The 22050-nt window shown below is 62.8% G+C and carries 22 protein-coding genes and 1 tRNA gene; 10 read left to right on the forward strand and 13 right to left on the reverse strand.

The window, feature by feature from the left end:
• Positions 1–5: 5 nt before the first annotated feature.
• Both CW354_RS05355 and CW354_RS05360 read right to left on the reverse strand, forming a co-directional pair.
• The gene (locus tag CW354_RS05355; RefSeq protein WP_104829030.1) at positions 6–1715 is read right to left on the reverse strand and encodes a class I adenylate-forming enzyme family protein; all 1710 of its coding nucleotides are present in this window, start codon (positions 1713–1715) and stop codon (positions 6–8) included.
• An 85-nt stretch (positions 1716–1800) separates the two neighbouring features.
• On the reverse strand, positions 1801–3324 hold the full coding sequence (locus tag CW354_RS05360; RefSeq protein ID WP_165793542.1) for an oligosaccharide flippase family protein: 1524 nt from the start codon (positions 3322–3324) through the stop codon (positions 1801–1803).
• Positions 3325–3499: 175 nt separating this feature from the next.
• Here CW354_RS05360 and CW354_RS05365 point away from each other — a divergent pair, with 175 nt between their 5' ends.
• On the forward strand, positions 3500–4294 hold the full coding sequence (locus tag CW354_RS05365) for an inositol monophosphatase family protein (RefSeq protein WP_104829032.1): 795 nt from the start codon (positions 3500–3502) through the stop codon (positions 4292–4294).
• On the opposite strand, the gene CW354_RS05370 is transcribed toward CW354_RS05365, so the two are convergent.
• From CW354_RS05370 to CW354_RS05385, 4 genes are all read right to left on the reverse strand, one after another.
• Positions 4278–5015, reverse strand: coding sequence for a hypothetical protein (locus CW354_RS05370; RefSeq protein ID WP_104829033.1), 738 nt, complete (start codon positions 5013–5015; stop codon positions 4278–4280). The genes CW354_RS05365 and CW354_RS05370 overlap by 17 nt on opposite strands.
• Positions 5016–5156: 141 nt before the next feature.
• On the reverse strand, positions 5157–6230 hold the full coding sequence (locus CW354_RS05375; RefSeq protein ID WP_104829034.1) for a LuxR C-terminal-related transcriptional regulator: 1074 nt from the start codon (positions 6228–6230) through the stop codon (positions 5157–5159).
• A 94-nt stretch (positions 6231–6324) separates the two neighbouring features.
• Positions 6325–6543 (reverse strand): hypothetical protein, encoded by a 219-nt coding sequence (locus CW354_RS05380; RefSeq protein WP_104829035.1) that lies wholly within the window; start codon positions 6541–6543, stop codon positions 6325–6327.
• A gap of 179 nt (positions 6544–6722) precedes the next feature.
• Entirely contained in the window at positions 6723–7187 is a 465-nt protein-coding gene (locus CW354_RS05385) for an Hsp20 family protein (RefSeq protein ID WP_104829036.1), read from the reverse strand.
• A gap of 222 nt (positions 7188–7409) precedes the next feature.
• Between CW354_RS05385 and CW354_RS05390 the strand changes: the two genes are divergently transcribed.
• From CW354_RS05390 to CW354_RS05400, 3 genes are read left to right on the forward strand one after another with little or no spacing between them, the layout of a single operon-like run.
• Entirely contained in the window at positions 7410–8309 is a 900-nt protein-coding gene (locus CW354_RS05390) for a class I SAM-dependent methyltransferase (protein WP_104829037.1), read from the forward strand.
• A complete protein-coding gene (locus tag CW354_RS05395) occupies positions 8309–8626 on the forward strand; it encodes a hypothetical protein (RefSeq protein ID WP_104829038.1) in 318 nt (105 codons plus the stop codon). Before CW354_RS05390 ends, CW354_RS05395 begins: the two co-directional genes overlap by 1 nt.
• A complete protein-coding gene (locus tag CW354_RS05400; RefSeq protein WP_104829039.1) occupies positions 8623–9570 on the forward strand; it encodes an alpha/beta hydrolase in 948 nt (315 codons plus the stop codon). Before CW354_RS05395 ends, CW354_RS05400 begins: the two co-directional genes overlap by 4 nt.
• Here CW354_RS05400 and CW354_RS05405 read toward each other — a convergent pair.
• From CW354_RS05405 to CW354_RS05425, 5 genes are all read right to left on the reverse strand, one after another.
• Positions 9567–9995: a c-type cytochrome gene (locus CW354_RS05405; RefSeq protein ID WP_104829040.1), complete on the reverse strand. Its 429-nt coding sequence runs from the start codon at positions 9993–9995 to the stop codon at positions 9567–9569. The two genes, CW354_RS05400 and CW354_RS05405, sit on opposite strands and share 4 nt — an antisense overlap.
• 78 nt (positions 9996–10073) lie before the next feature.
• Complete coding sequence (locus CW354_RS05410; protein WP_104829993.1) at positions 10074–10883, reverse strand: inositol monophosphatase family protein; 810 nt, start codon at positions 10881–10883, stop codon at positions 10074–10076.
• A 97-nt stretch (positions 10884–10980) separates the two neighbouring features.
• Positions 10981–11379, reverse strand: a complete 399-nt coding sequence (locus CW354_RS05415) for a helix-turn-helix domain-containing protein (protein WP_104829041.1) — start codon at positions 11377–11379, stop codon at positions 10981–10983.
• A gap of 228 nt (positions 11380–11607) precedes the next feature.
• The gene (locus tag CW354_RS05420) at positions 11608–12792 is read right to left on the reverse strand and encodes a glycosyltransferase family 4 protein (RefSeq protein ID WP_104829042.1); all 1185 of its coding nucleotides are present in this window, start codon (positions 12790–12792) and stop codon (positions 11608–11610) included.
• Positions 12793–13463: 671 nt separating this feature from the next.
• Entirely contained in the window at positions 13464–14369 is a 906-nt protein-coding gene (locus tag CW354_RS05425) for an N-formylglutamate amidohydrolase (RefSeq protein WP_104829043.1), read from the reverse strand.
• 217 nt (positions 14370–14586) lie between these two features.
• Between CW354_RS05425 and cpdR the strand changes: the two genes are divergently transcribed.
• Both cpdR and CW354_RS05435 read left to right on the forward strand, forming a co-directional pair.
• The gene (gene cpdR, locus CW354_RS05430; RefSeq protein WP_104829044.1) at positions 14587–14946 is read left to right on the forward strand and encodes a cell cycle two-component system response regulator CpdR; all 360 of its coding nucleotides are present in this window, start codon (positions 14587–14589) and stop codon (positions 14944–14946) included.
• Between the two features lie 298 nt (positions 14947–15244).
• Positions 15245–15319 (forward strand) — tRNA-Val (locus CW354_RS05435).
• Positions 15320–15679: 360 nt separating this feature from the next.
• Here the strand turns inward: CW354_RS05435 and CW354_RS05440 are convergent.
• Complete coding sequence (locus CW354_RS05440; RefSeq protein ID WP_165793543.1) at positions 15680–16414, reverse strand: YbjN domain-containing protein; 735 nt, start codon at positions 16412–16414, stop codon at positions 15680–15682.
• A 170-nt stretch (positions 16415–16584) separates the two neighbouring features.
• Here CW354_RS05440 and CW354_RS05445 point away from each other — a divergent pair, with 170 nt between their 5' ends.
• From CW354_RS05445 to CW354_RS05460, 4 genes are all read left to right on the forward strand, one after another.
• Positions 16585–18051, forward strand: a complete 1467-nt coding sequence (locus CW354_RS05445) for an RsmB/NOP family class I SAM-dependent RNA methyltransferase (RefSeq protein WP_207764686.1) — start codon at positions 16585–16587, stop codon at positions 18049–18051.
• Between the two features lie 270 nt (positions 18052–18321).
• Positions 18322–19047: a Bax inhibitor-1/YccA family protein gene (locus CW354_RS05450; protein ID WP_104829046.1), complete on the forward strand. Its 726-nt coding sequence runs from the start codon at positions 18322–18324 to the stop codon at positions 19045–19047.
• Positions 19048–19157: 110 nt separating this feature from the next.
• Positions 19158–20021 carry a sulfurtransferase gene (locus tag CW354_RS05455; protein ID WP_165793544.1) on the forward strand — a complete coding sequence of 288 codons (864 nt, stop codon included), beginning with the start codon at positions 19158–19160 and terminating at the stop codon, positions 20019–20021.
• Between the two features lie 147 nt (positions 20022–20168).
• Positions 20169–21377 carry a tetratricopeptide repeat protein gene (locus tag CW354_RS05460; RefSeq protein WP_104829048.1) on the forward strand — a complete coding sequence of 403 codons (1209 nt, stop codon included), beginning with the start codon at positions 20169–20171 and terminating at the stop codon, positions 21375–21377.
• Positions 21378–21472: 95 nt separating this feature from the next.
• On the opposite strand, the gene CW354_RS05465 is transcribed toward CW354_RS05460, so the two are convergent.
• Positions 21473–21817 (reverse strand): DUF2794 domain-containing protein, encoded by a 345-nt coding sequence (locus CW354_RS05465; protein ID WP_104829995.1) that lies wholly within the window; start codon positions 21815–21817, stop codon positions 21473–21475.
• Positions 21818–22050 lie beyond the last annotated feature (233 nt).

Raw genomic sequence — 22050 nt, forward strand, 5'->3', positions numbered from 1 at the left:
ACACCTTAAACTGATAACGCCGGCGGATGCTGGAGCGCGATCTTTCTCACCGTGATCTTGTCGAATTTCGCCGTGCCGAGGCGCGGCAGCTTGGAGGGCGAAATCCAGATGCGCTCGGGCACCTTGAACTCGGCGAGGTCCTCGGCGATGAAGCGCCGCAAATCCTCCACATCGATGCTCATCCCGTCTTTCGGATAAACCACCAGGCCGACCCGTTCGCCCATCACTTCATCGGGCACGGAAAACACCACCGCCTCGGCGACGTCGCCATGCTCATAGACGCGGTTTTCGACCTCGAGACAGGAGATGTTTTCGCCGCCGCGGATGATCACGTCCTTGATGCGGTCGACGATGTAGAGATAGTCCTCCTTGTCCATCTTGCCGAGGTCGCCGGTGCGGAACCAGCCGTCGGGGGTAATGGATTTCGCGGTGTCTTCGGGCAGGTTGTGATAGCCGCGGAAATTGGCGGGGCTTTTGATCCAGATTTCGCCGGCCTCGCCGCGCGGAACCTCCTCGCCGGCCTCATTCATAATCTTGATGTCGGTGACCGGCGGCACGGGACGTCCCGTCGAATCGGGCCGGGCGAGATAATCGCCTTGCGAGATAACGCAGCCGAGCGCGTTGGTCTCCGATAATCCGTAACCGGATGACGGCTTGCCGTATTCGAATTTTTTCGCCAGTTTTTTGACATGCTCGGCGGGCCGCTTGGCGCCGCCGGAGCCGATGTCGATGAGGCTCGGCAGGCCTTCCGGCCCCACCGCCTGCATCAACTCGAAAGACTGGCTCGGCACGCCGACGAAATTGGTGAGCTTTTCGCGGTTGATGATATTTGCGGCCTCTTTCGGGTCCCAGCGATACATCATCGCCATGCGCCGGCCGACCATATAGGAAAGAAGAAAGATCGAGTGCGAACCAGTAACGTGAAACAGCGGGATCGCCAGGAGGATGCCCGGATCGTCGCCGAAAGGGCTGACCCCGCCGCGCACCTCTTTCAGGACCGCCGCAACGAAAGACCAGGAAAACAGCGTTGAAATCGCCCCGCGATGGGTGAGGACGACGCCTTTCGGGTGGCCCGTGGAGCCCGAGGTGTAGACAATGCAGAAATCGTCGTCCGGATGTATGTCGACGTCGGGCGCGGCGTCGCTTTTTGCGCCCGCGATCAGATCTTCATAGCGGTAATCGGCGCCGCCCTCTTCGCGCGCGAGCACCAGCGTCAGGCCAAGCTCGTCTTTTAAGGGCGCGATATAGTCGAGGCGCTTTTTATCGGCGATGACGATCTTCGCGCCGCAGTCCTGAAGCCCGTAATGAAGCTCTTCTTCCTTCCACCAGGCGTTCAGGGGCACGACCACGGCGCCGAGCGCGATCACCGCCATATAGCTGACGCACCATTCGGGATAATTGCGCATCGCAAGGGCGACCTTGTCGCCCTGTTTGACGCCGAGTTCGTCATGAAGGGCGTTGGCGAGGCGGCAGGCGCGCCGCCACAGCTCGGCGAAGCTGATCCGCTCATCCTCGAAAATGAGGAATTCTTTCTCCCCATGGGTGACGGCGCTCGCCGCGAAAAGCCCGGCGAGGCTCTTGGGGGCATTCTCGAACACCCGGTAGGCAGCGCCGCGGATTTCCGCTTCGCCCACCTTGAACATGGGATTTTCCGCCAGCAGCTTGAATGCGGCGGCGGCGGTCTTGGCCGGGTCGAGCGGCGCGGGGTCGGCCATAATCGGAACTGTCCTTCTTGCTGCGCGAAGGATTCTTTTAGCCGAGGGCGCGCGGGCAAGAAACTATCGCGTGCAGTAGGACCGGTTAATTGCGGGAAAGACGTTTCGCCGTCACGGCGATGGCGGCGAGCGCCCGGGTCTCGACCCCGTCGGGAGCGCCCTCGGCGCGCCAGAGCGCAAAGAGCGCCGCGACATAAAGGCCGGCGCCGGAGAGACTGTCGAGCCCGAGCCGCCAGACCGGCGCCAGCCCCTCCAGGGGGAGGACGATAGGGCGCAAGGCGAGAAACCAGAGCGCCATCAAAGCGACCGCGCCGATGGGCCGACGCGCGCTCCACAAGGGCGCCCAGAACGCCCCGCCCCCGGCCCGCGCAAAGAGGGCGAAATTGAGAGCGACGTGAAAGAGCCCCATCCCCGCCGCAGCGGCGACCGCGCCCTGAAGGCCGTGCGCCATGGCGGCCCAGATGAAAACCGGCATGCGCACGAGGAAAAAGATCAGCTCACGGAAAAAGACAAGGCGCGTGAGCCCCAGCGCCACCGCATAGGCTTGCGTTGCAAAAAACAGGGACTGCAATCCGATCACCGGCGCCAGAAGCGCGATGGCGGGCGCCGCCTCGGCCCATTTCTCGCCCAGCACCACGGCGGTGAAATCCCGCGCAACGAAAGCAAGCCCGAAAGCGGCGGGCATAGCGAAGGCGCCCAAAGCTTCGACCCCCCTTAAAAACGCTGCGCGCATGCGGTCCGGTTCGCCCTGCATCTCCGACAGGCCTGGATAGAGCGCGCGGGTCACCGGCCCCGCGATCTGGCCCGCAGCAAGTTCGGACAGATGCAGCCCCATAAAATAGACGCCCGCCCCGCCGCCGCCTGCGAGGCGCGTCAGGATCGGCACGTCGAGCTTGTTGTTGAGCGCCGCCATGAAGCTGACGCCTGCAAGCCACCCCGAAAAGCCAAAGACTTTCGAAAAGGATTTGAAGCTGAAGCGCGGCAGATGCGGCCTTAACGCATAAGACAGGACAAGCTGCACGAACCCGCCCGCAATCAGCCCGCAGATGATCGCCCAATAGGTGCGAAAGATGATCGCGACGGTCAGCGAAACGGCGACGCCCGCCAGCCGGTTTAAAATCGTGGCGATAAACTCGCGCGAAAATTTGAGCTCGCGCTCGAACTCGTAAAAGCGCGGATTGACGAGCCCCATCATCGCCGGAAAGGCCGCGACCCCGGCGAAAGTCCAGAACAGGCGCGGATCGTCATAAAACTGCGCTGCGAGCGGCGCCGAAGCGAGAAGCGCCGCGCCGATGACCAAGCCCCGCAAGGCCGAAAGCGTAAACAGCGTGTCGAGGTCTTTGCGGCCCGCATCGCGAAACCGCACCACCGCCTGGGAGACGCCGATATCGGAGATCCCCTGCAGGAGCTGCATCATGATGGTCGCGGTTGCGACGACGCCGATGGCGTCCGGCGCCAGGAGCCGCGCGACGCCGATGGTGTTGACCGCCCCGAGCGCCCGCGCGATCAGCCCGGCGCCGAAGATCCAGGCCGCGCCGCGGGCGACGCGCGCCGTCAGCGACGGGGTCTCCTGCAAAGCTGGCGAAAAGCTGGTCGTGGAATCGGACATGGAGCGTCCCGGAACTGGACGGCCGGACGGAGGTCCGGCGCGTGACATTAACGAAAAGGCGCGAGGCGGCCGGAAAGCCGGCGGCGCCCCCGCGAAAGGCTTGCACAAGCGGCGCCGCGGCGTATGGTGCGCGCCCAATCCTCAAAAGCGCCTTAACCCTTTAAAGCAAGCTCTCATGCCCCACGCCTCCGCCCTGATGACTGTGATGATCAACGCCGCCCGCAAGGCCGCCCGCGGATTGACCCGCGATTTCGGCGAGACCCAGGCCTTGCAGGTGTCGCGCAAGGGCGCGGCGGATTTCGTCAGCCGCGCCGACCACAAGGCCGAGCAGGACATCTTCGAAGAGCTGTCGCGGGCGCGCCCGAAATACGGCTTCATCATGGAAGAGCGCGGCGAGATCGAAGGAACGGACAATTCCAACCGCTGGATCGTCGACCCGCTCGACGGCACCACGAACTTCCTGCATGGCCTGCCGCAATTCGCGATTTCCATCGCGCTCGAGCGCGACCGCCAGCCCTACGCCGGCGTCGTCTTCAACCCGGCGACGGATGAGCTTTTCTGGGCCGAAAAAGGCGAAGGCGCCTATTTGAACGACCGGCGCATCCGCGTCTCGGGCCGCGACGATTTAAGCGCCTCTCTTTTCGCCTGCGGGCTGCCTTTCGCGGGGCGACCGGGCCGCAAGGAAGCCCTCGCCGAGGCCAAGCGCGTGTTGAAGGAAACCGCGGGCGTCCGGCGCTTCGGCGCCGCAGCCCTTGACCTCGCCTTTGTGGCGGCGGGACGTTTCGACGGGTTCTGGGAGCGCCATTTGAACATCTGGGACGTCGCCGCCGGCGCGGTGCTCGTGCGCGAGGCTGGCGGCATGGTCACCGAGATCGAAGGCGGCAGGGACTTCCTCAACGCCGGATCGATCCTCGCGACTAATGCGGAAATTTACGACCAGCTGAAGGCGCTTCTCACTGACGAGGACTGAGCGCGTCTTCCTTGCGCTTGCGGCGCATCCCCGCAAACCCGAACGCGCCGAGCCCCGCCGCCATCAAGGGCGCGGCGGCCGGAAGCGGCACTTCCGACGGCGGCAGGACATTCTGATCGGCGGTGAAGATGACCGACGGAATCGGCCCCGCGCCTTTCGCGTTGAAGGTCATAACCTGGCCGAAGGCGTTGTCATTTTCATTCATAAACGTCCAGACGATCGGATTACTCCCCGACACCGAGGTGCTTCCGCGCCCGAGACCGCCCGCCGTGCTCGCCGTCAGCACTTCGATGGCCGGGTCGCTGAAAGCGAAGCTCAAATCGAACGAGAAATCCGTCATGCGCGCGCTGCCGAGAGCGAACCCCGACTGCGCGGAGGCTTCAATGGTCCCATCATCAAGCAGGTCGATATTCAGATACCCCGATGACGGACCGTAGATGCCGGAGCCGGTGAGATAGAGCGTGAATTCGTGACCGTCGCCGATCGTCGCCGTATTGGAACCGAGCAGCGAAACCGTCAGCGGCCCGTAAGGCGCGCTCTGATAGCAGTCGCCCGGTTCGCAGGCGCGTCCATCCGACGTCACATTCACGGCGAGCGAGACTTCTGTCCCGTCAAAACTCGTAATCGGCGCCGCTTTCGCCGCCCCGTAAAAGACGGCCCCGGCCGCCAGCAAGCCCGGAACAACCTGCCCGAAGAAAGTCCGTTTGAAAGATATCCGCATTGTCTCCCCCATGCCGAAATTACGCACAACTAAAAACGCCCGGACCGAGAAACGATCCGGATGCGCTCTATTTTAAGGCGAAGCGGCGGAGGCGGGTATTGGCGCCCCTGACCAGAACCCTTCCGGTTCCGGCAAAATCGGTTAGCGAAAGACTAAAATATTCGCGGCGGCGGCCTTGCAGACGGCTTCGGCATTGGTTTCGGCGGAGAGTTTCTGGCGCGCGCCGATGAGGAGATAGCCGAGGGCGCGCTCCGACATTTTCATGAGCTCGGCGGCCTCTGCGGCGCGCCGCCCTTGCGCCAGCAGGCTGAGCGCGTCACGCTCGCGGATCGTCAGGCCGTAAGCGGCGGCAAGCGCGCCATAGGTCCAGGCGCAATTATGCATGACCATGGCGGCGGCGCGCATTTCCTCCCCGCGTTCGGCGACGAGCTTTTGCGCATCCGCGACGCTTTCATCGAGGCTGACGGAAACGCCCACAAAAGCGCCGCCGCTCGGGAAACCGAAAGAAACGCCATAGCGCACGCCGTCCTGCAAACACACGTCGTAGAACGCCTGCACTCCGGGCGAGGCTTCCTCGTAATGGTCCGAACGTCCGTCCACAAAGGCGATTCCGTCCGGCTTTGCAAAAAGCTGGCGCGCAGACGGGCTGTCGAGGGTCGGACCGGCGGCGTGCAGCGCCTCGACGATCTGCGGCGGCGCCAGCGTCACGCGCAGGACATCGTCGCGCAAAAGGCTGTAAACGGAAAGCGGCGAATAGCTGTAGAAAACATAACGGGCGCCGAACTCCGCCTCGAGATGATCGCGCAGGACGGCCAGCATCTCGATAAGCTGCAACTTGCCGCGGCAGTCCTCGGCGAGATCGCCATAGCGCAGCGTAACGGCCGCGAAATCCTTTAACGGCGCGACGGAGACCGGCGGCCAGGAATGATAGGCCGCGATATTGTCGTCCGCCGCCGCCTTCATCAGAAAAACAATAAGATCCTGCGTTGTCTTCACGCCGATCTTTTCGCGCAACCCGCTTAAATGCTTCCGCATGGTCGACTTGGTGACGCCGAGCCGCTCCGGCAGCTCCGCCGCAGCCACGCCATACCGCAACAGCGTCGCGCATTCGGCCTCACGCCTTGTCAGGCCGTGTTCATCGACAAGCCTGACATCGATGGGCATCTGCCCGGCCGCCGTGCCGTGTGACGTTTCGCTTTGGGTTGACCGCCTCATCGCTCCCCGCTTTCCGAGACCAATCCGTGCAAGGATAGTCCGCGCCGCAGCGGGATGCAAAAGCCGTCACAATCTTGTTGATGAGGGGCGGCCTCTATACGCAGCGGAAATGCCGGTAGCGCCAGCGCACCGACTGGGTGTCGACCGTCTCGCCGTCATAGACCGCGCGGAGGCCGTAAGCCTCGCAATGGGCGTCAGCCTCGGCCTGGAGGTCGTCGGGATCGAAATCGTAAGGATCGTAGGGGATCGAAATGGATTCGCCGGTGACCGGCCCCGGATCGCTGGCGCAGGCCCCCAAGAAAGCCGCGGCCATTCCCGCTAAGGCAAAACGCAACATTTTCATGGGCCCCATTCCTCGCCGCACCCCCGGCTTCTGTCCCGCAGCGTAACAAGCCTTGAGGCAATTAAAAAGGGCGCGGGGGACAAACCCCGCGCCCAAGTCAGAGAGGGACTACACTTAAATGGGGAATTGAAAGCGCGATGTTCGCTTATTTAAGCGGCGTCGGCGTCTTTCAGGACCTTCACATTGCCGGCTTTTTCGCCCGCGATGGAAATCTTGCGCGGTTTCGCGGATTCGGGGATTTCCCGGCGCAGTTCAACGTTCAAAAGGCCGTTGACGAGCGAGGCGCCCGCGACTTTCACATGCTCGGCGAGCTGGAAGCGGCGCTGGAAAGAGCGGCCGGCGATGCCCTGATACAGGAAAGTGCGGTCTTCGTCGTCTTCCTGGTGGGAGCCGGTGACCGTCAGGGTGTTTTCATGCAGCTCGACATCGAGCTCGTCTTCGGAAAATCCGGCGACGGCGAGCGTGATGCGGTAATCGTTTTCGTCGAGGCGCTCGATATTATAGGGCGGATAACCGCCGGTCTCGGCCTTGCCCATGGAATCGAGCAGGTCGAAGACGCGGTCGAAACCGACCGTGGAGCGATAAAGGGGGGTGAGATCGAAACTGCTGCGCATTTGCTTGTCCTCCTTGTTCAAGCGAGGTTGAAATCGCGCCCGCATTCCGCCGTCTGGCCGGAAAGGCGCGGACGGAGCCGGTTTGGCCTCCATCACGGCTCGATTTAGGCGCCCCCGGACGGAGTTCAAGAGGCGGGCGTTCAAGTTAAGGGGGAGCCGGCTTCGACCGGCCGGAAAAGCATGATAAAGAGCCCGCTTTACCGAACCGGAGCGAGAGAAGAGATGATCACGAAAACAGCCCTCTGGGCGGGACTTATCATGGCGTCGGCGGGGCTTGCGGCCTGTGGCGGCGAACCCGAGACCGAAAACGCGGCGGAAGAGGCCGCGCCCATGACCGACGCCGCGCGGCTTGACGCCGTCCTCGCCGGCGATCACCGCACGGATGAGGAGCGCGCCCGCGACCGATACCGCCACCCCAAGGAAACGCTCCTGTTTTTCGGCCTCGAGCCTGACATGACCGTGGTCGAAGTCTATCCCGGCGGCGGCTGGTACACCCAGGTGATCGCGCCTTACCTCAAAACAGGCGGCGGCAAGCTTTACGCCGCAAGCTTCTCCCCGGACGGCGCCAGCGAGCGCACCCTCGCCGCGCTCGAGACCTTTCGCGAAACCTATGCGGAACAGCCGGATGTTTACGGCGACGTCGAAATGACGGCGCTCGGCGACGGTCATCACATCGCGCCGGAAGGCTCGGCAGACATGGTTCTCACCTTCCGCAACATTCACAGCTTCATGGGCGGCGATATCGCCGACTTCGCTTTTGAGGAATTTTATCGCGCCCTGAAGCCCGGCGGCGTGCTCGGCATTGTCGAACACCGCGCCGACGGGTCGGAAGCGTCCCATGACGGTTCGTCAGGCTATGTCTATACGGACGATGTGATCGCCATGGCCGAAGCCGCCGGCTTCGATCTCGACGCATCTTCGGAGATCAACGCCAATCCGAAAGACACCAAGGACCATCCTTTCGGCGTGTGGACCCTGCCGCCGGTGCGCCGTTCTTCCGCCGTGCGCGGCCAGGACAATCCGGGCTTCGACCGCGCCCATTACGATGCGATCGGGGAAAGCGACCGCTTCACCCTGAAATTCCGCAAGCCCATCGCGGCGGACGGCGCGCTTCTCGAATAATGACCGACAAACCGGAAAAAGACCCCCTCTACGCGGCGGCGGAGAAAGCCTTCGCCGCCGCGTTCGGCGCCGTTCTGGAATTGCGCCCCGAAGACGGCGAGAGCCTGTGGGTGGACGGGCGGCGAAAGCCGCCGCAGCTTCTTTCCGCCGCGCCGGACGGCGACGCGGCGGCCTGCTGCTGGCGGGGTCCGAAAGAAACCCTGCAGCGCGCGCTGGCGACGGCGCGGGCCTTTGACAGCGCTTATCTTTCAGGACGCCTCGCCGTCGCCGGCGACATGAGCGTCATGGCGCGGCTCAACCTGCACGAGGGGCGATGAGCCGCTTCATCGACATTGCCGGCAATCCCCCGCCCGAGGGGGCCAGCGTTGAAACCATCGCGGCGCCGGACGGGGCGCCCTTGCGCGCCGCCTTCTTTCCGACGGCGAACGCCCGCGGCACGGTTCTTCTCGTCACCGGCTGGGCGGAATTCATCGAAAAATATTTCGAGACTGTGCGCGATCTCCAATCACGCGGGCTCAATGTCGCGATGATCGACTGGCGCGGCCAGGGCCTTTCCGACCGGGAGCGCGCGCGGGATGCGAAATGGCGTGATTTCTTCGACGTCCTGAAAGAAGATCTCAAAGATTTCCACGAAGCGCACGTCAAGCCGCGCTTTGCCGGGCCTTACGTCCTGATGACCCATTCCATGGGCGGCATGCCGGCGCTGAAGCTTCTCGCCGAAGGTTATGACGGTTTCGCCCGCGCGGTTTTATGCTCGCCCATGACCCGGCTTTTTCCGGAAGTCCAGAACAAGGTGCTCGCCTTCGCGGCGTCGACGGCCTGCACCTTTGGCTTCGCCTGCAACCAGACCGCGCCGGCCAAAGACCTTTCCGAAGGATTCGACGGCAACATCCTGACCAGCGACAAGTCCCGCTATAACCGCTTTCGCGATTTAAAGCTCGCCGAACCGGAAGCCGCGCCGACGGCGCCGACTTTTGGCTGGGTCGACGCGGCGATGAAGGCAAGCGCGGAAATTCATGCGCCCGGCGCGCTTGAGGACGTTAAAATCCCGGTGCTGATCGTCTCCGCCGGCAGCGAACAGCTGATCGACGGCGCCGACCACGAAACCATTGCAAGCGCAAGCGAGATGATCTCGCTCGAACTCATTCCCGGCGCCTTGCATGAAATCATGATGGAGCGCGACGCCATCCGCGCGCTTTATTTCAAGGCCTTCGACGAGTTCGCCGCGCCGGTTTTCAAGAACGGCGCAATCGCTTCCTAGTAATCGGGAAATTCCGAATACCGATCCTGCAGGAAGGCGACGAGATCGATGAGCTCGCTCACCGTCAGGACGTCATTGTAATTGCGCATATTCGAAACGCCGCCTTCGGCGAATTCTTCCGACCGGTAGCCCTGAGCAATCTTGTGCGAGGGATTGATGACCGAGGTCACGAACTGGCCGTAAGTGTCGACCCGCGTCGTCATGCCGCCGATGGCGACGGTCATTTCCGGCTCAACGCCGTCGCGCAAATCCTCCATGCCTTCGATGGCGTGGCAGCTCGCGCATTGCTTGTCGATATAGACCTGACGTCCCGCTTGCGCGTCGCCATCGGGGAGCCGGAAACCATGCGACGATTCCGGGCTGAGATCGCAGGCGGCGAGGAAAAGGAAAGGCGCGGCGAGCGCCGCGGCGGATTGCGGTTTCATGGCATGTCTCCAGACAAAGGCATGTTTTTCAGATGCTAACGCCCGAAAATGTCAAATTTGTAACGCCGCCGCCAGCGCTCAGCCAGCCAAGAGCGCCAGCGCCGCTGCGTGCAATTCGGGCGTCGCCGCGGCGATGATCTCGCCCTTGTCGTCGCTTCCGGGCCGCTCGCCTTGCCAATTGGTGACGACGCCGCCGGCGCCTTCGATCACAGGGAGAAGCGCGGCGTAATCATAACGCTGCAGCGCGCTTTCGATGACGAGGTCGATTTCGCCCATGGCGAGAAGGCCGTAAGCGTAAGCGTCGAGGGAATAGCGCGCCACGCGCGCGGCCTTGGCGACCCGCGCGAAAGCCGCGGCTTCCGCATCTGAAAAATAGCCGGTCGGCAAGGGATCGGTGGTGGAAAGGCGCGCCTTGGCGATGTCTTTAAGGCCGCTGGTTTTGACGTCGCGCGTTTCATCGCCATGCGTGTAAACGGTTTTTCCGCCAACGCTCAGCCAGCGTTCATCCGTAAACGGCTGATCGATCATCCCCAGCACCGGCGCGCCGTCATGTTCAAGCGCGATCAATGTCGTCCAGCTTACGGTTCCGCACATGAAAGCGCGGGTGCCGTCGACAGGGTCGAGCACCCAGCGCCAGGCCCCCTCGCCTTCCCTTTCGCCGAATTCCTCGCCGAGAAGCCCGTGCCCCGGATAGACGCTTTCGATCATGCGCCTTAACGCGCGTTCGGCCTCGCGGTCGGCGTCGGTCACCGGATCGAACCAGGGGCCTGCCTTATTGAAAATGGTCGCGCCCTTGCGAAAGCGCGTGAGGCTCTCGCCGCGCGCCGCATCGGCGAGCCGGCCGGCGAAGGCGGCGTATTCGGAAAGGTCGTTTTGCGAAAAGGACATGGCGCGGCGATCATGATGACCGCCGCGCCCAAGTTCAAGTCGTTCAGCGTGCAAGGAAGAGAAAGACGCCGCTTTTTCAGCAGTCGTTTTTAAGCCTTCAGACTTCGGACAGGGCGCGCGCCAGATCGAGCAGGCGGCGGCGCGGCTCCTCTTCGAGCCGGTAGTAATAGCGCACCAGGTCCATGGTTTCCTTTTCGTCGAGAAGCCCTTCGGCGGGGGCTTCGGCGAAACCGGCCTCGGCCCGGAGGTCGAAATCGAGCTGCGGTTCGGCGCCGTTGACGCCCTCGAAGAAATAGGAAATCGACACGTCGAGCGCTTTCGCCAGCGACCACAGCCGCGACGCGGAAATGCGGTTCGAGCCGCTTTCATATTTCTGGATCTGCTGAAAACGGATATCCACCGCCTGCGCCAGCTTCTCCTGGGTGAGCCCCAAAAGGCGACGGCGCTGCCGCAACCGCCGGCCCACATGAACATCAATCGGATGCGCCGTAGCCATAACTCCACCTGTCCCTTTCAAAGGAGCGGCGCAGGGCGGGTCTCGCAAGCGCCGGTCCGGTTTTTCGGGTGGAGAGAACGCAAAGCCCATGCCGGAAGCGTGAAACAGCGGAATTTCGCTCGCCTAAAAGACGATTTCATCCCGCAGAGGATGTGCGCGGGGCTTCGCGCATATCCCGAATGAGGATTAACCGTTCCATTCCGGAACAGAACGGCCTTCACCTCAAGGCTAGTCGATCATCTTGGCCGAGCGCAGCCAGAAGTTTTCGTCGAAGCCGACGGTTTCGAGATTGATGATGAACTGGCGCGACGCCGCCTCCCAGGAAAACCGCTCCGCCCATTCGCGGCAGGCTTTCGGATCGCGGTTTTCATACGCCTTAAGGCACGCCTTGGTTAAATCCTCGTCCATGGCGCCGCAGCCCGCGGGCGCGCCGTCAAGGATTTCAAGCGGCCCGCGCACCGGATAGGACGCCACCGGCACGCCGCAGGCGAGCGCTTCGACATTGACAAGGCCGAACGTGTCAGTGCGCGAGGGAAAGACAAAAACATCCGCTCCCTGATAATAGCGCGTCAGCTCCTCGCCATATTTCGGCCCCGTAAAGACGGCGTCCTTGTATTTCTCTTCGAGCTCTTCGCGCTGGGGGCCGTCGCCGACAATAACTTTCGTGCCCGGCAGGTCGGCTTCGAGAAAGTCCTCGATGCTTTTCTCCACCGCCAGACGCCCGACATATAAAAAGATCGGCCGTTTATATTGGTCGAGAAAAGCACGGTCGCCGGGAACGAACTGGTCGAGATCGACGCCGCGCGCCCAGAGCTTCATGTCGGTGAAGCCGCGCTCCCCAAGCTCCTCCATCAGGCCCGGCGTCGCCACCATCATGGTTTCGCCGTCCTTGTGAAAATCTTTCAGGATGCCGTAGCCCCAGCTTGTGGGCACTTTCCAGCGTTCATTGGCGTATTCGGCGAAGCGGGTGTGAAAGCTCGTGGTGAAGGGATAGCCGCGGCGCTTGCAGAACCGGCGCGTGGCGCGCCCGATCGGGCCTTCCGTGGCGATGTGAATGGCGTCGGGCTGAAAATCGTTGATCATCTTCGACACTTTCCGGTTCGGCATCAAAGACAGCCGGATTTCCGGATAGGACGGCAGCGGAATGGAGCGGAACTCGTTCGGCGTGATGTAAAGCACTTCATTGCCGAAATCGGTGAGGATCTTGCCGAGCGTGTCGAGCGTTCTGACGACGCCATTGAGCTGCGGCTTCCAGGCGTCGGTGGCGATGACGATCTTCAGCCCCTCTTCGCCTTTGGGCATGTCGAACATTTTTTTCGGCCGGGTGAAACGGCCCATGCCGGAGCCGAAGCGGCGCAACGCACTTTTTTTCTTTTCGGTCGTTCTCGCCGGCAGCGGTTTCGGGTCAGTCATGAGGCAGGGCCTGTCTTGCAAGAGCGCCCGTTTGCAACGGCGCTTAGGGGAGCGGTTCTTTTTAAAGCCTTGTGGTTCAACCGGAAAGCGGAACGGCTGGCCTTAGAACCCCCGTCACCGGTCTGCAACCCCTTGCCAGCCGGAAAGACGGGCGGGCCCGTTTTCGCTGTTCGCCGTCAAAACCGGCGGCGTCCGCTTGTGAAATCCGCCCGCATCGCTTCCTTCTGCGTGGCCTTTCGGCTGCATTTTCGCCCCTGAAAGCGGTCCCTCGGACGCGGCCCCGCAAGATATGTCTGTTTTCAGGCTGAGAAGCGACCTCAAAACGATTTAATGCCGAAAATCATGCGGTATTGGGATCATTATGCTAAATATTGGCGTTTTCTCTTAAAGTTCACCCAATTTTCCCTAAAAGAATGTTGCGACGCAAAAAAATTGTTGCGACGCAAAAATCATTTTGCTATGTTGTTTTTGTAGCGCGATGGCGCTGCTGCCCAGTTCTTGGGCGTTTCCTCCCTAACGACTTCAGGCCGCGGTTCGTCCGCGGCCTTTTTTTTCGCCGCCAGACCGCTGAGTATAGCTCGTGGACTTTGCGGCCGCTAGATTTTTTCGGTTTTAGCAGCACAGGAGGCCGCACAGCGGGCCCGTCATGGGCCCCGCCGCGAAAGCGCCCGCTATTCCGCCGCCTGGGGCGAACGCAGGTCTTCCGCGTCGAAAGCGGTGAGCTTTTCCATCAGCGTGATCATGTTCCGGCGCAGATGCTCGAAGCCTTCGGTGCGAGCGATCCGGCGCTCGTCGAGATAAAGCGCGCGGTTGATCTCGATCTGCAGGGCGTGGACGCCGCTGCGCGGCCGGCCATAGGAAGACGCCACATAGCCGCCGGCGTAAGGCGCGTTGCGGGCCACCTGATAGCCGAAGCCGGTGAGGATATCCTCCACGAAGCGGAAGATGGACGGCGAGCAGGACGAGCCGAAACGGTCGCCGAGAACGAAATCGATCCGCGGCTCGCCGGAGCGGAACGGCGCGCCGCCCGCCGACGGCATGGAATGGCAGTCGATCAGGATGGCGCAGCCGAACCGCGCCCGGGCCTCGTCGATAAGCCCCTTCAAGGCCGTATGATAAGGATCGTAACAGGCCGCAAGGCGCCGCCTTGCGTCGAAATAATAAAGCTTGCGTCCGTAAATATCCTGCCCGTCGGCGACGATGCGCGGAATAACGCCGAGCCCGGCGATCACCCGGCTCGAGCGGCTGTCGGCCGATTTCGGCAGGCCGTCGGCGAACATGCGCGGATCGAGCTCGTCGCGCGAGCGGTTGACGTCCACAAAGGCGCGGGGGAACAGCGCCCTTAACAGCGGCGCCCCGAAATGCGGCGCCTCGTCGAACAGGAGATCCACATAAGAGTCCTCGGACTGGCGCAGGGCGTGCCGGTCGAGCCGGGAGTTCCTTAACAGCTCGCCCGGATAGTCACGCCCCGAATGCGGCGAGGCGAAGACAAGGGGCGTCGCCGCCTGACGCGGCGAGAGCACCTCGACGGCGCGGCGCGGCGGGAAGCTCCCTTTGTTATCGGTCTCTTGCGGCATGGGCGGACGAAGGCTCTCCGAGGCTTGAAATCAAAATGACTTGCTGCATGTTAGCTGCAACTTGCAGGATTCGTTAAGGCCAAACCGTTAATGGCGCGCCCGGCGGAGCGTTTTTTGCATTGCCCGGGGGAAACCACTGGGGGCGGGCCTCGCCGCAATCCCCATATAGGACAGTCACCTCGTTCAGTTTAACGAGAGAAAACAAGGGTCAGCGTAAATGGCGGCTATTCTGTTGGCGGAAGACGACGATTCCATGCGGCGGTTCCTGAAAAAGGCGCTCGAACGGGCCGGCCATACGGTCATCGACGCCTCGCAAGGGGACGAAGCCCTCACCGAACTGCAACTGCGCGAATTCGACCTTCTCCTCACCGACATCGTGATGCCGGTCATGGACGGGATCGAGCTCGCCCGCCGGGCGACCGAAATCGACCCGGAAATGAAGATCATGTTTATCACCGGTTTCGCCGCGGTGGCCCTGAACGCCGCCAACCAGGCGCCGGAGGACGCGAAAGTCCTGTCGAAGCCGTTCCACCTCAAAGACCTCGTCTATGAGGTCGAGCGCGTGGTCGCGGCCTGAGCCAAACGCCAAATTGAGCCTGGAACGCTTAAGAGCCCTGCTCCTAAGCCGGCGGCCCGTTCTTGGAGCCCAATGGACAGACGGCCGCCAGCCGAAAACCGATACCCTAAAGGCTCTTATTCTTAAGAGATCAGAGCCGAAGCCGCATCGGGGCGCTGAACCGACCGTCTGATCTTCCCGCTCCGCACATCACCTCGCCCGTTTTGATCAGGCTCTGAAGACTTGCGCCCTACAAATTTTCCCGTTAGAGAGCCTGCCTTCCTGCCGGAGCGGCTTCCGCCGCTCCACACCTTTAAAAGGGCGCGTAGCTCAGCGGGAGAGCACTACGTTGACATCGTAGGGGTCACTGGTTCAATCCCAGTCGCGCCCACCACCCTGCTTCGCCAAGGCTTCGCAGGGTTGTTCCAACCCAAGAAGACTTGCTGCGAACAGGCGTGCCGCGCCGTAGCTTTAGCGAAGGCGGGCCTGAACTGCATGCTGGGGTAAAATGAAACATTCAAAAAGCTAGCGCGCCATGTCGAAACTTACAGCTTACATGCTCATGTTCGCCACCATGGCCGTAGCGATTGCGCTTGCAGTAGTAATATCAGAGCTCGGTGGCGGCTTGTTCGGATACGCGTCGCTCATAGCGTGGTTTATATTAGTTCAAATTTTTTTGGTCCCGCGCATAAAAGGCAAGTAACAAAAAAGGCGTCCCGGAGGACGCCTTTTCCGAAACCTTTTGGCGAAACAATCAGTCTTTCACATTGGAGATCTTGTTGCGCGGGGCGGCGTCGTCTTCGAGGAAAAGGCGGATCAGCTCCGCGCCCTGCTCGAAACCGTCCGCATGCTGATCGGACTGGTTGGAATAGCCGGTCTCCGCGCCGGCGACGTGATTGAGCTCTTGGCGATTGAGATGGCTTGAGGAGAGATCGCCCGCATAACCCTCAAGGCTCACCGTCTGGTGGGAGTTGGCGAGCTCTTTCGCGAACATCTCGCTCAACAGGAGGAAGTTGACCAGCGACGAGGCGATATTGCCGCGCGGAATGCCGTAATCGGCGATGTCGTAGCGGCTGATATAGGCCGAGCCTTCCTGGTCGATGCCGGCCGTCGCAAACGGATAGCGCGCGTTAAAGGCCTGCACGGTCTGCGAATTGGCGCCCGTCTCGCCGAACATCATCAGGCTCTGCATGCCGGCGCATTCCGTCCCGGTGCAGGCGGTGAAGAACAGCACGAACTGCATGCCGCCAGCGGCCGCATGCATGTATTGCGCGCCATTGGAGAGCTGGCCCACCTGCCACGGCATGCCGAGCTCGTTCAGGACCGGCCCCACGGACTGGACGCTGAATTTGCGCACCACGGTTTCAGGATTGGAAAGCCCCATCCCGGAGCTCTCGCCCGAGCCCATGGAGTTTTGCGCGCTCGCGCCGGAAACGCCGGCGGCAAGCGCCATCGCGGCGGCGCCGAAAAATGCGGTAATCGGTTTCATGACCCCTCTCATATTCCCCTAAACTGACAGGCGGGGCCTCCCCCCGCGCCGGGAAGTCTAGGCGAAAAGCGCCGCAACGGCCAGAGCGGGGCCAGACTGGGGCCTCAGTCGGCTCTTCGCCCATGATTTCGGGTGACTTTCCGCGAAAGGCGTGGTTTAGCCGGGCGCTTATGGACAAGAGACAGACACAAGACAGAGGCCGCCCCAAACGCCCTGAATCCGAGCGCCCTAAATTCGACCGTCCGAAAGGCGCGCGCGGCGCGGACCGGAAACCTCCCCGGGAAAAGGCCGGCGGCGATGACGCCAAACGCGCCCGCCCGCTTTCCACCATGGCGGGCGTCGCGGCGCGCCGGGCGGTGCTGGAGATTCTCGACCGGGTCTGGGAAGGCGCGCCGCTCGACGAGGCGATCGCGAAGACGCGGCCTTTCGAACATCTCGAGGGACCCGACCGGGGCTTTGCGCGCCTTCTCGCGACGCAGACCCTGCGCCGGCGCGGCGCCCTCGACCACCTGATCGGCGAATTTCTCGACCGGCCCTTGCCGAAAAAATCGGCGCGGGTGATGGACATTTTACGCATCGCCGCCGCGCAGCTTCTGATCCTCGAAACCCCGGCCCACGCCGCCGTCTCAACCTCCGTCGAACTCGCCAATGAGCGCGGCGAGACGCAGGGCTACGCCAAGCTGATCAACGCCATCGCCCGCAAGATCGGCGAGGCCGGCAAAGAGGCGCTTGAAAAGATCCCCGCACGGACGGACACGCCCTCCTGGATGTGGCGCGCCTGGGAGCGTCAGTTCGGCCCCGTGGTCGCGAAAGCCATCGCCGAGGCTCATCGCGAGACCCCGCCGCTCGATCTTACGTTCAAGCCCGGCGAAGACGTCGAGGCCTGGATTGCGCGGTTCAAAGAAGCCGGGCTTGACGCCAGACCGCTCGCCATGGGCGGCGCGCGCCTGCCCCTTGTGAGCGACGTCACCGCCCTGCCCGGTTTCGAAGACGGCGCCTGGTGGGTGCAGGACGCGGCGGCGAGCCTGCCCGTGAAGCTTCTCGGCGATATCGCCGGCAAAGTCGTGTTCGATCTTTGCGCCGCGCCCGGCGGCAAGACGCTGCAGCTTGCGGCGGCGGGCGCGCGCGTGACGGCGGTCGACAAATCCGGCGCGCGCATGGAGCGCGTCAGCGAAAACCTCGCCCGCACGAAGCTGACGGCGGATATCGTCGAGGACGACGCCCTGCGCTTCAAACCGGCGGAGAAAGCCGACGCCATCCTGCTCGACGCGCCCTGCACGGCGACGGGCACGATCCGGCGCCATCCGGACATCCCCTGGTCGAAAGGCGAAACCGCCCTCGCGGCGCTGGCCGAACTCCAGTCCAAGATGATCGACCATGCGCTGAGCTTGCTGAAGCCCGGCGGGCTTCTCGTCTATTGCGTGTGCTCGCTGCAGCGCGAAGAAGGCGAGCGCCAGGCCAAGGCGGCGCTGGCGCGCCACCCTGAGATCGAACGGGTTCCCGTGACGGCGGCGGAGATCGGCGGGCTCGACAAGGCTGTGACCCGCGAGGGCGACATGCGCACCCTGCCCTCCATGCTGGCCGGCGAAGGCGAGATGGACGGCTTCTTTGCGGCCCGGCTGCGTCTTTCAGCCTAGCCGAAAGCCAGACTTCCAAAGCGCGCGACCGCGCGCCGGCCGGTCAGGCCGCCCCGCCGGAGGCGATTGCGAAGCAATTCGCCGCGAGGCAAACAAATCGTTCGATTTGAACCGGTTAACCAAGGCTTTACTCCCGCCGATTTTCGCCGATTCCGGTCCGATTCCCCTTGATTGCAGGCATGGCGGCCCCGATATTGTTATCTGCAGAGACGGGCGGCCTTTCGGGCCGCCGTCTTAAGTTTTGGCAGGAACCGAAAGGACAGGCGGTACATGAACGAACCACGCAGACAATTTGGCGCTATTCCGCGCGCCGGCGGCGTCGCGATTGACGAGGGCCTGCGCCAATACATGCTGGGCGTTTACAATTACATGGCGCTCGGCGTGGCGGCCACGGGCCTCTTCTCCATGCTCATCGCGAGCAATGTAGGCCTTATGAGAACGATCATGAGCGGCCCGCTCATGCTGATCGGGTTTTTCGGCATTCTCGGCATGGGCATGATGGCGCCGAAAGTCATCATGAACGGCTCCAAGGTCGCCGCGCACGCCATGTTCTGGGCCTACGCCGCCCTCTGGGGCGTGATGATCGCGCCCATGCTCTACATGTTCCAGCAGCAAGGCGCCGCCGTTGAGATTTATCGCGCGTTCTTCATCACCGCATCCATCTTTGGCGCATTGAGCCTCTGGGGCTACACGACCAAGAAAGATATCAGCGGCTGGGCGCCTATCCTTGGCGCGGGCCTGATCGGCGTGATCGTCGTCATGCTGTTGAACTACTTCTTTTTCCAAAGCACGATGGGCAGCCTGCTGACGTCATGCGCCGTCGTTGTTCTGGTTTCAGCAATGACCGCGTACGAAACGCAGATGATCAAGTCGCTCTATCGCGAAGGCAGCTCAATGAACGAGCGCACGGCGATCTTCGGCGCGTTCGCGCTCTACGGCTCCTTCGTGACATTGTTCATCCACATCCTCAATATTCTCGGCATCATGCGCGACTAGGCTGAGGAAAATCGGAAAACAGAAAAGCCCCGCTTCGGCGGGGCTTTTTCTTTACACAAAGCCTTACGGGCTTGATGATCCCGCGAAAGACAAGAAGAGGAGGCGCCCAAATGACTGACCTGCCAACGCCGCTCGTTTCCACCGCCTGGCTCGCCGACAATCTCGGCGCGCCGGACCTCGTCATTCTCGACTGCACCACGGTTCAGGAGGAAACGCCGGACGGGTCTTACGCCTTCGTGCCGGGCCGCGCGTCTTACGACGACGCGCATATTCCCGGCGCGGTTTTCTGCGACGTTCTCGGGACGCTCGGCGACAAGGACGATCCGCGGCCTTTGATGATGCCGAAAGCGGGCGCCTTCAAAGAAGCGATGGAGGCGCTCGGCGTCGGCGACAACAGCGCTGTCGTCGTCTATGACCGCGGCATCGGCAGCTGGGCGGCGCGCGTCTGGTGGAGCCTTAAAACCTACGGCTTCGACGAGGCCGCCGTGCTCGATGGCGGCTTCAAGAAATGGACGGCGGAGGCCCGGCCCGTTTCCGGTGAAGCGCCGGAGATCAAACCCGCCTCGTTCACGCCGCGCTATCGCCCTGAAAGAATCGTCTCCAAGGACGAGGTCCACAAAATCATCGAGGAAGGCGGCGCGACGCTCGTCCATTCCCTGTCGCTCAAGGAGTTCACGGGCGAGGCCGCGCCCATGCCGCGCGCAGGGCGCATCAAGGGCTCGATCAACGCGCCCGCGTCTTCGCTCGTCGATCCCGAAACCGGCGTCTATCTGTCGAAAGACAAACTCGCGGCTCATTTCGACGCGGCGGGCGCGCGTAAAAGCGATCGCGTCATTACCTATTGCGGCGGCGGCGTCGCGGCCTGCAACAACGCGCTGGCGCTCGCCGTTCTCGGCTTTGACGACATCGCCGTCTATGACGGCTCGCTGGCTGAATGGACCGCCGACCCGGACGCGCCCATGGAGACCGGCTGATCGTCACTTAAGCGACATTCACAGAAACAACGGGCCGATAAGCGATGAGCCGACGCGAATGTGAGACGGCGTCATGAAATTGAGATTTGCCGCGCGCCCCGGCGGCCTGTAGTTTCGCCCCCTATGTCCGTTAGAGATTGTTTTGAGTTGCCGGTCACCGGCGCCTGCCCTGAGTCCGCCCGCGGTTACGACGCTTATGTGCGCGAGTTCTTGAGCTACGGGCCGGATCTGCGCGGGCTGTTCGAGGTCGCCGACGCCAATCCTGGGGCGCCTCTCCTCAACGCCCACGCGGCGAGCCTTCATATGGCGTTCGAAGGCGCCGAAGGCTGGGCCGCAGCGGCGCCTTATCTCGACAAGATGCGCGCCGCGCGCGAGAGCGGGACCGAGCGCGAGCGGCTGTTTTGCGACGCTGTCGAGGCGCAGGCGAACCATGATTTCGCGCGGACCCTGCGCGCCCTCGACGAGCTTACCGTGCGCTGGCCAGCGGACTTATGCGCGATCAAATGGGGCCAGTATCACGCCTTCAATCTCGGCCATGCGCCGGCGCTTTTGCGCTTCGGCGAGCGCGCGCGCATCGTTCACGAAGGAACGCCTTACGCCCATGGCATGACCGCTTTCGCGCTCGAACAGAACCACCGTCTCGGCGAAGCGGAGGAGGAAGGCCTCAAGGCCAGCGAGATCGCGCTCGATGACGCCTGGGCCCATCACGCCGTCGCCCATGTGATGGAGACGCAAGGGCGCGCCCGCGAAGGCGCGCGCTGGCTCGACCATTGCGCGCACACCTGGGAGACCAAAGGCGTCTTCATCCGCGATCATAATTACTGGCACGCCGCATTGTTTCGCCTTTCGCTGGGGCGCGAGGAAGACGCCCTCGCGATCTATGACGAAAAGCTCTGGGGCGCATGGCCGGAATTTCCGCAGGAACAGATCGGCGCCGTCTCCATGCTGTGGCGGCTCGAACTGCGCGGCGCCGATGTGGGGTCTCGCTGGGCGCCGGTCATCGACCAGGTCCGCGGGCGCGCCGGGGAACACATCTTCCCCTTCCACGATCTGCATTATCTTTACGCACTCGCGCGCGCCGGCGAGCCGGGCGAAGCCGACCGCTTCATCGCGTCTTTGAAAAAGAAAGCGGAAATCGCGCTCAATCCCGTCTGGGCGGAGGTTTGCGTTCCCGCAGCCGAGGCGCTGGCGGCGTTCGCGCGCGGCAAGCACGAACAGGCGGCGCAAATTTTAGGCCCGCTCCTCAACGATCTTCACCGCGTCGGCGGCAGCCATGCGCAGCGGCATGTTTTCGTTGAGACTTATGAGGCGTGTCTGGCGGCCGGCGCGAGCGCAAATCAAAACGCTCTAAATTAAAACCGCTCATCCCGGCAAAAGCCGGGATCTCGTGCAACAAACTCCGAACCACATGGGACAAAGATCCCGGCTTTCGCCGGGATGAGCGGGTGGATTTACGTCGCGAGCTTCAGCTTCTGGCGGTCGAAGATTTTCAGGACCTGGGCGAGATCGTGCCCGCGCTTCAAAACCGCGCCGGACATGGAGACGACCACCCAGGCGCCCTGTTTTTTCGCCAGCGCCGGGCGCTTTTCGATGCGATAGAGCGGCAGCTCCGAGGCGTGCCGGAAAATCGAAAACACCGCCGCGTCCTTCAGATGATCGATGGCGTAATCGCGCCACTCCCCGGCGGCGACGAAATAGCCATAGACGGAGAGGATGCGCGTTAGTTCGCTGCGCGTGAACGCCACAGGCTCGGGGCGCGGCTTGGTCGGCTGGGACGCTGTGTTGAGGCTTCGCATCGCCCACGAGCATCGCCCGCGAGGCGCGCCGCCGCAAGCCTCGAATTCCGTTCTGCGGCGCGGAATCGCGGGGAAAATCATCCTTAAAATCGCCTTAATTGGTCCCTCTCCGCGCCCCAATCCGGCGTCAGTTTCAATCGGCCGGGCGGGCGGTCCGGGCCGGAATTTCCGGTTTTAACCATCGCCCCCAGCCCCCGGGAGATTTGGCCTCCCGCCCGTCCGGCATATTTCTC

The sequence above is a fragment of the Hyphococcus luteus genome (genome assembly GCF_002943565.1).
Lineage (GTDB): Bacteria > Pseudomonadota > Alphaproteobacteria > Caulobacterales > Parvularculaceae > Hyphococcus > Hyphococcus luteus.

Excerpts from the sequence above, each read along its gene's own strand:
- CW354_RS05355 (WP_104829030.1), bottom strand. The coding sequence starts at position 1,715 with ATGGCCGACCCCGCGCCGCTCGACCCGGCCAAGACCGCCGCCGCCGCA.
- CW354_RS05360 (WP_165793542.1), bottom strand. The coding sequence starts at position 3,324 with ATGTCCGATTCCACGACCAGCTTTTCGCCAGCTTTGCAGGAGACCCCG.
- CW354_RS05365 (WP_104829032.1), top strand. The coding sequence starts at position 3,500 with ATGCCCCACGCCTCCGCCCTGATGACTGTGATGATCAACGCCGCCCGC.
- CW354_RS05370 (WP_104829033.1), bottom strand. The coding sequence starts at position 5,015 with ATGCGGATATCTTTCAAACGGACTTTCTTCGGGCAGGTTGTTCCGGGC.
- CW354_RS05375 (WP_104829034.1), bottom strand. The coding sequence starts at position 6,230 with ATGAGGCGGTCAACCCAAAGCGAAACGTCACACGGCACGGCGGCCGGG.
- CW354_RS05380 (WP_104829035.1), bottom strand. The coding sequence starts at position 6,543 with ATGGCCGCGGCTTTCTTGGGGGCCTGCGCCAGCGATCCGGGGCCGGTC.
- CW354_RS05385 (WP_104829036.1), bottom strand. The coding sequence starts at position 7,187 with ATGCGCAGCAGTTTCGATCTCACCCCCCTTTATCGCTCCACGGTCGGT.
- CW354_RS05390 (WP_104829037.1), top strand. The coding sequence starts at position 7,410 with ATGATCACGAAAACAGCCCTCTGGGCGGGACTTATCATGGCGTCGGCG.
- CW354_RS05395 (WP_104829038.1), top strand. The coding sequence starts at position 8,309 with ATGACCGACAAACCGGAAAAAGACCCCCTCTACGCGGCGGCGGAGAAA.
- CW354_RS05400 (WP_104829039.1), top strand. The coding sequence starts at position 8,623 with ATGAGCCGCTTCATCGACATTGCCGGCAATCCCCCGCCCGAGGGGGCC.
- CW354_RS05405 (WP_104829040.1), bottom strand. The coding sequence starts at position 9,995 with ATGAAACCGCAATCCGCCGCGGCGCTCGCCGCGCCTTTCCTTTTCCTC.
- CW354_RS05410 (WP_104829993.1), bottom strand. The coding sequence starts at position 10,883 with ATGTCCTTTTCGCAAAACGACCTTTCCGAATACGCCGCCTTCGCCGGC.
- CW354_RS05415 (WP_104829041.1), bottom strand. The coding sequence starts at position 11,379 with ATGGCTACGGCGCATCCGATTGATGTTCATGTGGGCCGGCGGTTGCGG.
- CW354_RS05420 (WP_104829042.1), bottom strand. The coding sequence starts at position 12,792 with ATGACTGACCCGAAACCGCTGCCGGCGAGAACGACCGAAAAGAAAAAA.
- CW354_RS05425 (WP_104829043.1), bottom strand. The coding sequence starts at position 14,369 with ATGCCGCAAGAGACCGATAACAAAGGGAGCTTCCCGCCGCGCCGCGCC.
- cpdR (WP_104829044.1), top strand. The coding sequence starts at position 14,587 with ATGGCGGCTATTCTGTTGGCGGAAGACGACGATTCCATGCGGCGGTTC.
- CW354_RS05440 (WP_165793543.1), bottom strand. The coding sequence starts at position 16,414 with ATGAAACCGATTACCGCATTTTTCGGCGCCGCCGCGATGGCGCTTGCC.
- CW354_RS05445 (WP_207764686.1), top strand. The coding sequence starts at position 16,585 with ATGGACAAGAGACAGACACAAGACAGAGGCCGCCCCAAACGCCCTGAA.
- CW354_RS05450 (WP_104829046.1), top strand. The coding sequence starts at position 18,322 with ATGAACGAACCACGCAGACAATTTGGCGCTATTCCGCGCGCCGGCGGC.
- CW354_RS05455 (WP_165793544.1), top strand. The coding sequence starts at position 19,158 with ATGACTGACCTGCCAACGCCGCTCGTTTCCACCGCCTGGCTCGCCGAC.
- CW354_RS05465 (WP_104829995.1), bottom strand. The coding sequence starts at position 21,817 with ATGCGAAGCCTCAACACAGCGTCCCAGCCGACCAAGCCGCGCCCCGAG.